At 35.2% G+C, this 11,687-nt stretch carries 10 protein-coding genes and 1 pseudogene; 8 read left to right on the forward strand and 3 right to left on the reverse strand.

Features of this window, described 5'->3' with window-relative positions:
- Positions 1-555: 555 nt before the first annotated feature.
- Entirely contained in the window at positions 556-1,362 is an 807-nt protein-coding gene (locus tag HS5_RS08455; protein WP_236750916.1) for an amidohydrolase family protein, read from the reverse strand.
- 274 nt (positions 1,363-1,636) lie between these two features.
- On the opposite strand from HS5_RS08455, the gene HS5_RS08460 reads away from it, so the two are divergent.
- Both HS5_RS08460 and HS5_RS08465 read left to right on the forward strand, forming a co-directional pair.
- Positions 1,637-2,449 carry a CoA ester lyase gene (locus tag HS5_RS08460; protein WP_236750918.1) on the forward strand — a complete coding sequence of 271 codons (813 nt, stop codon included), beginning with the start codon at positions 1,637-1,639 and terminating at the stop codon, positions 2,447-2,449.
- Positions 2,450-2,599: 150 nt separating this feature from the next.
- On the forward strand, positions 2,600-3,007 hold the full coding sequence (locus tag HS5_RS08465) for a PaaI family thioesterase (protein WP_236750920.1): 408 nt from the start codon (positions 2,600-2,602) through the stop codon (positions 3,005-3,007).
- A gap of 412 nt (positions 3,008-3,419) precedes the next feature.
- Here the strand turns inward: HS5_RS08465 and HS5_RS08470 are convergent, their stop codons facing one another.
- Positions 3,420-3,866, reverse strand: coding sequence for a CoA-binding protein (locus HS5_RS08470; protein ID WP_236750921.1), 447 nt, complete (start codon positions 3,864-3,866; stop codon positions 3,420-3,422).
- 274 nt (positions 3,867-4,140) lie between these two features.
- Here HS5_RS08470 and HS5_RS08475 point away from each other — a divergent pair, with 274 nt between their 5' ends.
- Together HS5_RS08475 and HS5_RS08480 are read left to right on the forward strand one after the other, a co-directional pair.
- Positions 4,141-4,941 (forward strand): purine-nucleoside phosphorylase, encoded by an 801-nt coding sequence (locus HS5_RS08475; RefSeq protein WP_236750923.1) that lies wholly within the window; start codon positions 4,141-4,143, stop codon positions 4,939-4,941.
- 117 nt (positions 4,942-5,058) lie between these two features.
- Positions 5,059-5,460 (forward strand): annotated as a pseudogene (locus HS5_RS08480) (DUF1177 family protein); the annotation flags it as partial.
- A gap of 322 nt (positions 5,461-5,782) precedes the next feature.
- On the opposite strand, the gene acs reads toward HS5_RS08480, so the two are convergent.
- A complete protein-coding gene (acs, locus tag HS5_RS08485) occupies positions 5,783-7,777 on the reverse strand; it encodes an acetate--CoA ligase (RefSeq protein ID WP_236750925.1) in 1,995 nt (664 codons plus the stop codon).
- A 92-nt stretch (positions 7,778-7,869) separates the two neighbouring features.
- Here acs and HS5_RS08490 point away from each other — a divergent pair, with 92 nt between their 5' ends.
- The 4 genes from HS5_RS08490 (at position 7,870) to HS5_RS08505 (ending at position 11,672) form a co-directional block, all read left to right on the forward strand.
- Positions 7,870-8,430, forward strand: coding sequence for an acetate uptake transporter (locus HS5_RS08490; RefSeq protein WP_236750927.1), 561 nt, complete (start codon positions 7,870-7,872; stop codon positions 8,428-8,430).
- A 436-nt stretch (positions 8,431-8,866) separates the two neighbouring features.
- Positions 8,867-9,667, forward strand: coding sequence for an XdhC family protein (locus tag HS5_RS08495; RefSeq protein ID WP_236750929.1), 801 nt, complete (start codon positions 8,867-8,869; stop codon positions 9,665-9,667).
- 266 nt (positions 9,668-9,933) lie between these two features.
- Complete coding sequence (locus HS5_RS08500) at positions 9,934-11,217, forward strand: NADP-dependent malic enzyme (RefSeq protein WP_236750932.1); 1,284 nt, start codon at positions 9,934-9,936, stop codon at positions 11,215-11,217.
- Positions 11,205-11,672, forward strand: coding sequence for a GNAT family N-acetyltransferase (locus tag HS5_RS08505; protein ID WP_236750934.1), 468 nt, complete (start codon positions 11,205-11,207; stop codon positions 11,670-11,672). The genes HS5_RS08500 and HS5_RS08505 overlap by 13 nt, the downstream gene beginning before the upstream one ends.
- Positions 11,673-11,687: the final 15 nt, after the last annotated feature.

Raw genomic sequence — 11,687 nt, forward strand, 5'->3', positions numbered from 1 at the left:
GTACCCGACAAAACACTTCATAATCTGCTTATTCTCTCTTAAAACTATTAAGACCTACAACTCTCCGTTAAACCCATATTAAAGATATATGCACTGTTTTAATTAAGTCTTATTATTAAATTGAGATTAATCGTTATGATAGATTTTATTTTTATTAGAAAATTAATTTTTAAAGATTTATACCTCTTCATTGTAATAAGCGTATTGATTTTTATCAAAAACTATCTCTGAACTAGACTCAATATGCCTAATCGGTGGCAAGGATATTGAAAACATAAACTTTCACAAAACTCAAGGTTTTTAATTTATTTATCGACCTGACTTAAGATTTTAAAAGGAAGCTGTAATATCTCACTCCTACTAAGAAAGAGAAGATTACGTTATTTATACTTGGTTAGACCTTAAAGGTCAAGGTAGTGCATTATATGTAACAACACTGAACTCATAATTACTACCCGCAAAGTTAGGTGTTTATACGCACCCTAGTTTGCCCTTGACCTTCAGGATCTGACTAAGTATAATCTCTCACATCACGATCCGCATCTCAGAACTGGATTATATTTTTAATATTCTCTTAGCGTTGTCCCTCATTATTTTCTCATCTTTAACTTCATTATAAACTTGGAGAGCATATTCTGCTAGGTCTTGCCCCTTAAATGCGGGAAAATCACTCCCATAGATCACTTTATCCGAAATTTCCTTCAATCTAGGCAAGACTTTTAGTATATTCTTAGGAGGTATTGAGGAGATCTCTAGATATACATTATCCATAAACCTGGCCATGTAAAAAGCAGTAGAATACCATATTGGCCTTCCCGCGTGAGCTAAAATGATTTTAATTCTAGGAAAATCCTTAGCAACATCATCTACTAGAATGGGATCACCGTATTTATTTCTGCTTTTTACGCCAGTGCTTGTTCCAGTATGGATCATTACGGGTAAGTCGTGATCCTCTGCGAATTCATAGATGTAAAGTAAGCTCTTCAATCCTCCTTCTTCCTCCCTATAAGCATTAGGTTTAAAAGCATGATGGACCGGATGTAACTTGATTCCTATTATACCTAAAGAGTACTGCCTTTCTAACTCTTCTTTAACGTTACAAGTTAATGGATTGACTTTTCCCCATTGAAGGTAAAGATCCGGGTTCCTTCTCCTCTCTTCATAGTCTATATAAAAACCGTCATAACATTCCTCAGTATAGCATGGGTGGGACGGTACCAGTAATACCTTCTCAATTTCAACTTCATCGTTTTTAGTAGTAAACCTTGTCCCTTCCACGTTAGCTAAGAACTCTTTACAATGTTCCGGAATTTTTTTAACGAAAACGTGATAATGCACATGCGCATCAATTACCTTTAGCATAAAACAAACTCGCTAGCAAACTATTTAAATAAAATGATTTAGTTAGCCGAGTTTGACAATGTTTTTATGATAATATCCTATACAAAATCGTATAATATATTAGCTTTTAATAGTAATAATAATAAATCTTATCTCTAAAAAGAGAATATACTTGATTTCCCATTTTACTATACTCAAGAGAAGTGACTCTAAGAGAACCTAATGACAAAATCATTTTCCGTATCAAGCACTTTTAGATAATACTTAATTACTTCTATCCTAAACTTTTAATATAATGATAAGGAGATCCCAATTATACGTCCCTGCGATATCCGAAAAGATGATAAGGAAATCTGTAGAGTTAAATGCGGATTCAATTATTTTCGACCTAGAAGACGCAGTAGCCCCTGAGGATAAGGAAAAGGCTAGAGATTTGCTTGTAAAACTCCTAAAGGAGTTGGACTGGGGAAAAAGAGAACTGTGCGTTAGGATAAATTCTCTACAGCTAATTGAGTCCTATAAAGACATTGCAACAATAGGAAAAGAAGACAAGATTAACTGTATTGTAATTCCCAAAGCGGAGAACGATCTTTCGTTCTTATATATGGCAACCGGTAAATTCTTAATACCGTTGATTGAGACTGCTAAAGGAATGACGAAAATTGAGGACATAGCTAGATCTGAAGGAGTTTCTGCAATAAGTTACGGTATTGCTGATTTATCGTTATCTTTAGGAGGAGATTACACTTATTATGAGAAGAACGAATTTGTGAAAACTCAAATTGTAATAACTGCAAAGACTTATGGTGTAGATGCGATTGATAAAGTGTATTTTGATCTAAAGAACCTGGAAGGATTTAGAATGGAATGTGAAGAGGCAAAGAAATTAGGTTACTTAGGAAAACAGGTTATCCATCCCTCTCAAATTGATATAGCTAACCAAATTTTCTCGCCAAGTAAGGAGGAAATGGAGTGGGCTAAAAGGGTTATTGAAGCATACGAGAAAGCTAAAATAGAAGGGAAAGGAGCAACAAGGCTTGACGATAAGTTAGTTGATTACGTCCATTATAAAATAGCTAAGAAGATAATCGAATTTCAGAACTCATGAAATTATGAACGCTTACTCCAGACAGATTGCATATGAAAACATAAATGATAAATTAGGATAGCTAGAAGAAGTTTTGGAAACAACAATATATAAAGATCAATGTTGCTTTGCTAACAAAATTTTATTGCTTAAAACTAAGGAATTATGCTCATGGATATTCAAAGGTTGTTAGAAGATAACGATAAAGTATATAAATACATAGGTATTAAAATCTTGGAACAGAGGGAAGGTTACGTAAGAATTCAAGTACCATACAAAGAAGAATTATGCAGGAGGGGAGGAGTATTAAATGGAGGAATAATAATGACGGCAATGGATTTTGCAGGCGGATTAGCTACTATGTCAGTAAATGATGGAATTGATCAAGTTACTCAAGAGTTAAAAACTAATTTCTTAGAGCCCATGTATAGAGGACCTTTTACAGTAGAGGCAAAAGTTGTGAGGAAGGGAAGGACTACAGTAGTTGTTGAAATAAAGTTTACAGATAGTGAAGGAAAATTAGGAGCAATAAGTTTAGGAACATGGTATATCATAAGAGATAGGATGATAACTAGATGACCTTTTATTTTTTAGAATGATAATTTCTAACTTCATTATTTTTATGCAATGATTTATCAAATGTTGTCGTGCTAACTTCGTAAAATTAGATGTTAGCAATGCAGTAATACGACTTTAGTTGATTTAGATATATCTATTTATTAACTTGAGAAATGCTTTGTTATGTACTTCAATTTCCTTAGGTCTTAAACTCATTGACTTTTCTTAAATTCAAAATCGGACGTTATGTTAAAAGTAAGTTTTACGTTAATTTTGATAAAAATTGAAGTATTCCACAAAGCAAGAGATGTAGAATATTTATCAGTGTATAGGTATGATCTAAACTAATAATGAACAATACCATTTGATCCTTTATCAGAATATTTTTCTTTATGATAATGAGATTTAGAAAATATGTTGATAATAAAAAAGGTTAAATTGGAGGTGGAGAAGGAACTCCTTCAATCTTTTTCATATATTCCTTATACATACATCTATCTTGAATGACAATTAACCCCGCTTTTCTTGCCCTTTCTGCAGCTTCGTCATTTCTTATGCCTTCTTGTAACCATATTACTTTTATGTCACCTTTTTGTTTGACTCTTTCTAGAACCTCATCTACTATTTTAGGAACTTCTGAAGATGGCCTAAAAACTTCTACAATATCTATCTTTTCAGGAACGTCTAATATTGACTTGTAACTTTTCCTACCTAAGATCTCATCAACTGTGGGATTTACTGGAATTACATTATATCCCTTCGAAATCAGAAATTCAGGCACTTGATGAGATGGTTTAGTAGGATCTTTAGAAAATCCTATAGTAGCTACGTTCTTATATCCCTTAAGGACGTTTAATATTACAGTTTCTTCGTCCTCCATAATTATACTTTAATTCCAGATGTTTTTAAGCCTTTACTTCTTTTATACTACTTCACGTATTACTTCAATTCTTATCAAAGGCAGTTATGGCGAGCTAGATCACCAGAGCCGAATGACATGATGCTTTGCGGATTGTTGAAATTTCTTAGACTATGAGGAGCAAAATAAATTCTGAATATTGTATTAAGTTAACATAAGTCCTTATTGAGAAAACTGTAGAATTCCATGTAAAATTGAAAGAAAAACTTATATACATCTTTCAGGAAGTAACTCTGTGGTATATGGTAACTTTATTAGAAATCAGGGGATAAGGAGAAAGGTCATAAAGGAGGAACTTGGGATAGAAGAAGATGAAACCCCAGAAAGAGTAGTCGTAATGCCTATGCCGTTTAGTACTCAATTTCCTAAAAACTTTGAAGATACTTTAACTAATTTAGGAATTAAAGTAAATAAGGCAGAAGTTGGAGACCAAATACTTAGAGAGTTTGGAGGAAATTTGTTGCTTGAAAAAGACGGTAACAGAGGACTTATTACTTTCATAGGCAGAGGTTTAATAGACTTCACAGAGAGGATAAGGATTTTAGCTACAATTTCACGCATTAAAGATATATTATTTATCGGCACTGCAGGATCATTATCCAATGAAATACTAATAGGAGATTTAAATATACCAAAATACGTCGTCCCTTTCGAAAACGTAAGTGATTTTTACGTTGATCCTACCATAGCAATTCCACAAGCTGATGAGAAGTTGTTTAATGAAATTTATGAATACGCAAGGGAAACTGGAGTTAAAACTCATTCAGCCTTACATGCAACACTACTTTTCTTCTATTCCGAAACTACAGATTTCCTAAACTACTTAATGGATATAGGAGTTTCCACAATAGACATGGAAGTTAGTGCTTTTTATAAGATAGCCAGATTTTACGGTAAAAGAGCCGTTGCACTATTACGAATTTCGGATATGCCTTTAATAGAACAGCAGGAACAACAGAAGCCGATTAAAGCAAGGAGGGAAACTGCAGTTAATGCTACGTTTAAAATTGTCTTAAGATTCTTAAAACTTATTTAATGAGGTTAAGAGTGTATAGTTTAATTTTACGTCTACGTAATTATTACGGAGACGTTACATGCTTTTCCATATAAGAACTGGGGAAGAAAGAAGACGAACATTTTGGCATAACTTATAGACGATTTTGCGTTAACGCACGTTGTTAAAGATGGTTATATATTAAAAATACACGATAACGTTATTGACATTTATAATAGAGTTACGGAGCATGAAATTTATATGATACCACTAACTACCGGTGATCTTACACCTATAGACTATAATGTATACCATATTAGTACTTTAATTTCCCCTTGGTTATATACTCCGTCTCCAGTTATAGGCTTAGCAACTGTTTCTAAGCGAGAAATACCGGGATATGAGACTGGAGTGCAAAATCTAACGATGCTTGAGCACGCGTCAAGATTTTGCATTGAACTCATAAAGTATTCAGAAAAAGGTGGAAAAGTATACGACGAAAACGAATTGATAAAACTAGAAGATAGTGTCTTCATTAAGCTATTTATATTCCTAATATAAATAAGGCATTAAAACGTTATTTTGCACCTACTATTTGTAGAGATTTACCTTATTTAATAAATTTAAATGCTAATGATGCCACTATCCCTTATATAGAATGCCACATTTGCAAAGGACTAGCTTTACCTTAAGTTAACTAAATAATGAAAGCTGTAAGATGTGCTTAGTATCGATAAAATCATTTACCTTCGCATTTACTATGAAAAAAGTATACTTTCTTCTCAATAAATCTAATTTTTTATAAAAAACAAGTTATTAATTTTATCTCCTACAAATCCAATAAAAATTATTAAAAATAAAATGCGAAGAGAAAGTTATGATACTATTGCTTGCCTAATTCCTCCTTGAATTCTTGAATAGCTTTCCTTATTTCGTCTACTGACGCTTCATCTTCCAGCGTTGTAATATCTCCTACTTCAGTATTCATGGTTACCGCTCTGATAACTCTCCTCATTATTTTCCCACTTCTAGTTTTTGGTAATTTGCCTACAAAATACAGCTTATCTATTGTAGCTATTGGACCTACTTTTTCTCTTATTAAGTTTATAATCTCGTTAACTAGTTTGTCAGTTGGTTCGTGTCCTTGTCTTAAAATTACAAAAGCCACTGGCACTTCACCTTTAATAGGGTCACTTACTCCTACTACTGCAGCTTCAGCTACTGCAGGATGTTCTATTAATGCCGACTCAAGCTCGTAAGTCCCTAATCTGTGTCCAGCTACTTTAATTACTTCATCTGCCCTACCTAATATCCAGAAGTATCCGTCTTTATCTTTTACCGCATAGTCTCCCGCATAGAAAACTCCGGGAAACTTACTCCAGTAAACTTTTACGTATCTTTCAGGATCCTTATAGATTGTTAAAGGCATGCCAGGCCATGGATTCTTTATGACTAGATAACCTCTTTCTTCTAATTTAGCTGGATTACCATTTTCATCTAATACATCTGCTTCCAAACCAGGAATAGGCATTCCGTTGCTTCCAGGTTTCATTGGAATCATTAAATATCCAGGTAGATTAGAAATAAGTATTCCTCCTGTTTCAGTCATCCACCATGTAGATCCGAAAGGTATCTCATTTCTTCCTACAACCTTAAAAAACCATTCAAAAGCCTCAGGATTTATCGGTTCTCCTACGGAATGCATTAATCTTACACTCCTCATATCGTGATTCTTAACCCATTCCTCGCCATATTTCATGAAAGACCTGATCGCAGTAGGAGACGTATAAAGAATACTAACGTTATATCTTTCAATTATAGATGTCCACCTATCAGGTTGAGGATAATCTAGAGCGCCCTCATACATTATTTCAGTTACTCCCTCCATTAATGGACCAAATACTATATAAGAATGACCGGTAACCCAGCCAATGTCTGCAGTACACCAGAATATATCTTCATCTCTAATATCGAAAACCCATTTCATTGTTCCATGAAGTAGTGTCATGTAACCTCCAATATCGTGAACTATACCTTTTGGCTTTCCAGTAGTCCCGGAAGTATACAATATATAAAGTGGATCTTCGGATTTTAGTCTTTCAGGCTCAACGTAAACGTTGTGCGGGATATCTCTCATAATCTCATCGAAATATACGTCCCTACCTTCTTGCATTCTAACTCCATTACCTAATCTTCTTACTACTACAACATTTTTTACGAACTGAGTCTTCTCAAGAGATCTATCAGCAATTCCTTTAAGGTCTATTACTTTGCCCCTTCTCCATCCGCCGTCTGCAGTAACTAACACCTTAGCTTCGGCGTCATTTATCCTCGTTGCTAAAGCGTCTGAACTAAAACCTGAGAAAACTACAGTAAACACTACACCTAACCTAGCCGCAGCCAACATAAATATAGGTAATTCTGGTATCATAGGAAGATAAATAGCTATAGAATCCCCTTTCCTTAAACCTAATTTTTCTCTCATCATGTAAGCGACCCTATTAACTTCTCTGTAAAGGTCTGCATAAGTTATTTGCTTAACTTCTTTAGGATTACCTTTTTCATCTACAGGTTCTCCTTCCCATATTATCGCAACCTTATTCCTTCTCCAAGAGTTATAATGCCTATCAACAGCTAAGTAAGAGGCATTAATTTCTCCCCCTGGAAACCATTTATAGAAGGGGGGATTTGAATCGTCTAATACTTTATCCCACTTCTTAAACCATTCTAGTTCAGAAGCTACTCCTTCCCAAAATTCCCTATAATTTTCTACCGTTTTATTATGAATCTCAGAATAAACCTTTTCATCTACAACCTTATTTTCTCCTAGTTTAGGTTTTATTTTCACATTAAATGGTAATGCCCATGTTACTGACATATTTAATATAATAGTTAATGATAATTTTAAACATTGTGTATGTTTATATATTAAGGAAAAGTTTTTATTTTAGCAAAATAATTAGTTTTATCATGACAGAAGAAAAAAGAGCAAACGCCGCTCCTCTGGGACTTTCTGGTTTCGCATTAACTACATTAGTTTTGAGCGTATTTAATGCTGGCTTGTTATCTAGTGGTTCTGGAGTAGTACTAGGCTTAGCAGCATTTTATGGAGGATTAGCGCAGTTATTAGCGGGAATCTTGGAATGGAGGGCAGGAAATACATTCGGTTACGTGGCTTTCTTTACATACGGTGCTTTTTGGGAATGGTATTTCTTAACTGCTCTTGGAATTTTCGGAGATGTAACAGCCGCAGGAATAGGTCTCGTTTTAATAGGTTTCGGAATATTTACATTAGTAATGTGGTTCGGTACATTTAAGAGCAATCTAGGTTTATTTATGACGTTCCTTCTTTTATGGATAACATTCTTCCTACTAGGAATAGGTTCAATGATTAGTAATACGACATTAATTCATGCAGGAGGCTATGTAGGAATATTAACTGCAATAGCAGCATGGTATACAGGGCTGGCCATGGTAGTGTCTGAAAGCCTCGGAGCAAAAGCGCCATTAGGTAGAGCACCTACAGCATAATTTTCAAATTATTATTTTAAACAGAGTTATATTATAAGAACAAGATTAAAGCCATAATTTTTCTTATATTGAGATCCATTCTCTGTAACTCTCTAATTATCAAATAAAAACGCTTAAGATAATTTGAATAAATTCTAAATGAATGAAAATCTCATTTCAGTCGTATAAGTGACCAAAACTTCAAACAGCGTTAAAGGTAACAAAATAGATATATTTAGATACACCGGTTAAGATATAATAACTACTAGTGTTTACCCATAGCGTAACTTATGCTTACTTTTAATTACTTCTAATCCCGCCATAAGTACGCCTCTTAAGGGATCATATGCAGTCTCCCTGAATTGGACTTACAGCTTATTGATTTTCTGACCATTCTTTGAAATCATAACTCAACTCCGGTTGAAAGTATTTAACCGTCTAATCTATAACTCTATATATGAGTTCATGCGAGATATTTGCTTTGATCTCCAAATTAAGTGCAGAAGGAAAGAGATTTGCAATTGTCTCAATTTACAAGGGCAATAGGTTAGAAAGAACTATAGTCGCTGACGGGAAGGTTCTGCTAGGCAGTTTGGACAAAGAAATATTAGAACTCTCACTTGAGGCACTGGAGAAAAATCAAGTAATTCAAAAAGATATTGAAGGAGGAAAAGTCGTAATTGAACCTATTGAGCCAAGGCCGGCAATAATAATAGTTGGGTCAGGAGTTATAGCCAAATTTACTGCAAAATTAGCAGTTGACATGGGATATTATGTTGGCGTAATAGGCAACGGAGACGTCAGAGAAGAGGACTTTCAAGGAGTACAGGCAATCTCTAACAGCTTAAGTCTTCTAGAACAGTTAGTAAGTGAAGACTCTATAGTCATAGTAGCTAATGAAGGAGGAAAGCCGTATGACCTAGACGCTCTATATATTTCCATGAAGAAGAACGCAAAATTCGTTGGACTATTAGCGAGTCAGAGAAGAGCAGCACTAATGATCAGCTTATTAATAAAAAGAGGAATACCAATAGAGGAGATAAAGAAAAGGTTCCACTCCCCGTTGGGACTCGACGTAGAATCTAAAACTGCAGAAGAAATAGCGTTAAGTATACTGGCTGAGGTAGTCCAATTTATCAGAGGAGGCACTGGTAAACCTTTACAAGAAGTTAAGAACCCGTACCTATTATTGGATGATGCAATGGCGGGAAAAATTGAGGACAAATGCATGTTTATACCTAAGTCAATGAGCGAGTAAAAACTGGTTCATTTAACCCTTCCTTTTTCCATACTAGCTTTATAAAAAATGACTTGAGCAAATAAATTCCCTCCATCTGTTTAAAAACCTTACTTATTTTCTCAAAATGACATGTTCTTCGGGTTTTTGTAAACAATACGTAGGAGTTAAAATAACTAATCAGTAGGTAAACCACTTTGTTGCTTTAATCTTTAACCGTTAGAGTGAAACTTCGAGGAAAACGTTGAGTGAATCTATTTATTATCTTCCTGTAACATATTCTTATCATGCCGGATCCAATTGAACTTTCGAAAAAATACGAGGGAAAAATAGAGATTTACCCTAAAATCCCTATTACGTCTTACGATGATTTCGCCCTCATTTATACTCCGGGAGTAGCTAAAGTCTCTGAGGCTATTTATAGAGAACCGGAGAAGAGCTTTGACCTTACAAGTAAGTGGAACACGATAGGCATAATTACCGACGGAACTAGAGTTCTAGGATTAGGGAAGATAGGCCCTGAGGCTGCTATGCCGGTCATGGAGGGAAAAGCACTCCTATTTAAATATTTGGGCGGAGTTGATGCAATACCTCTACCTATTAATGTAAAGAGCGCAGACGATTTTGTAAATGTAGTAAAGGCGTTAGAGCCTTCCCTCGGAGGTATCAACTTAGAGGACATAGAATCCCCAAAGTGTTTTTATATATTGGAAAAGTTACAGTCTTCCTTAAATATACCTGTGTGGCACGATGACCAACAAGGTACTGCAGGGGCAATCTTAGCAGGGCTAATTAACGCTATGATATTAACTAACAAAGACCCAAAAGAGAGTAAAGTAGTGCTTTACGGTGCGGGCGCGTCAAATATAACAACTGCAAGAATATTATCAAAGTACGGGTTTAAAACGGAGAATATGGTAGTAATAGACAGTAAAGGCCCCTTATATGCAGATAGGGAAGACGTAGACCACTTGATGTTGCACCACAAATGGAAGTATGAGCTAGCTATAAAAACAAATAAGTGGGAAGTTAAGGAAATAAATGATGCGTTTAAAGATGCAGATGTAGTAATAGCTGCCTCTAAACCCGGGCCCGATGCAATAAAGAAGGACTGGATAAGTTTGATGAATAAGGACCCTATAGTATTTGCATTGGCAAACCCAGTCCCGGAAATATTGCCTCAAGACGCTAAAGAGGTAGGGGCTAAAATAGTGGCAACGGGTAGGAGCGATTTTCCTAACCAGGTTAACAATTCCTTAATATTCCCCGCAATGTTCAGAGGGGTCTTAGATAGTAGAGCGAAAGCAATTACTGATGATATGATTATAACAGCATCTGAGGCCCTGGCAAAGTACGCTAGGAATAAGGGAATAAATGAAAACTACATTATTCCAAGAATGGACGAATGGGAAGCTTATTATGAAGAAGCTGCTGAAGTAGCCAGTAAAGCAGTTGAGTTAGGGTTAGCAAGGATTAAGAAAAGTAAAGAAGAATTTAGGGAAATAGCAAAGCAGAGAATATTAAGAGCCAGAAAGATAATGAGTTTGGTGGTGTCTACATGGTCACCATAAGGAAAGCAAATAAAGAGGACGTAAAAACACTTGCTGACTTTTTCAGTAGAATGTATAGACTGAATAGCGAGTTTGATCCATTACTGTCAATTCCAGAAGACCTGGAGGAGAGAGTTACTAAGGCAGTTGAAAGAAGTATGGAAAATCCCAACGAGATCCTCGTTTTAGCCGAGGATGAAGGAAAAATAGTTGCGGCAGCAAGGGTAATAATAACTGAAAGATTATTTTACGTTCCAGACAGAGAGGCCACGATCAGAGAATTTTACGTTCATCCGTCTTATAGGAGACAGGGCGTAGGGGAAGAAATTGTAGGATTTATACAAGAAGAATTAAAGAGGAGAGGAATAGAACTAATAGCTGCCGAGTTCCCTGCAAGGAATTTGATAGCTACATCGTTTTATAAAAAGATGGGATTTAGAGAGATATACTGTGAATTTATAAAGAAGATAAGTTAATATACACAAAAAAAT

Source organism: Acidianus sp. HS-5 (genome assembly GCF_021655615.1).
Taxonomy (GTDB): domain Archaea; phylum Thermoproteota; class Thermoprotei_A; order Sulfolobales; family Sulfolobaceae; genus Acidianus.

What these genes read in the sequence shown, in the direction of transcription:
- HS5_RS08460 (WP_236750918.1), top strand. Translation starts at nt 1,637, where the DNA reads ATGATAAGGAGATCCCAATTATACGTCCCTGCGATATCCGAAAAGATG.
- HS5_RS08455 (WP_236750916.1), bottom strand. Translation starts at nt 1,362, where the DNA reads ATGCTAAAGGTAATTGATGCGCATGTGCATTATCACGTTTTCGTTAAA.
- HS5_RS08465 (WP_236750920.1), top strand. Translation starts at nt 2,600, where the DNA reads ATGGATATTCAAAGGTTGTTAGAAGATAACGATAAAGTATATAAATAC.
- HS5_RS08495 (WP_236750929.1), top strand. Translation starts at nt 8,867, where the DNA reads ATGAGTTCATGCGAGATATTTGCTTTGATCTCCAAATTAAGTGCAGAA.
- acs (WP_236750925.1), bottom strand. Translation starts at nt 7,777, where the DNA reads ATGTCAGTAACATGGGCATTACCATTTAATGTGAAAATAAAACCTAAA.
- HS5_RS08500 (WP_236750932.1), top strand. Translation starts at nt 9,934, where the DNA reads ATGCCGGATCCAATTGAACTTTCGAAAAAATACGAGGGAAAAATAGAG.
- HS5_RS08490 (WP_236750927.1), top strand. Translation starts at nt 7,870, where the DNA reads ATGACAGAAGAAAAAAGAGCAAACGCCGCTCCTCTGGGACTTTCTGGT.
- HS5_RS08470 (WP_236750921.1), bottom strand. Translation starts at nt 3,866, where the DNA reads ATGGAGGACGAAGAAACTGTAATATTAAACGTCCTTAAGGGATATAAG.
- HS5_RS08505 (WP_236750934.1), top strand. Translation starts at nt 11,205, where the DNA reads ATGGTCACCATAAGGAAAGCAAATAAAGAGGACGTAAAAACACTTGCT.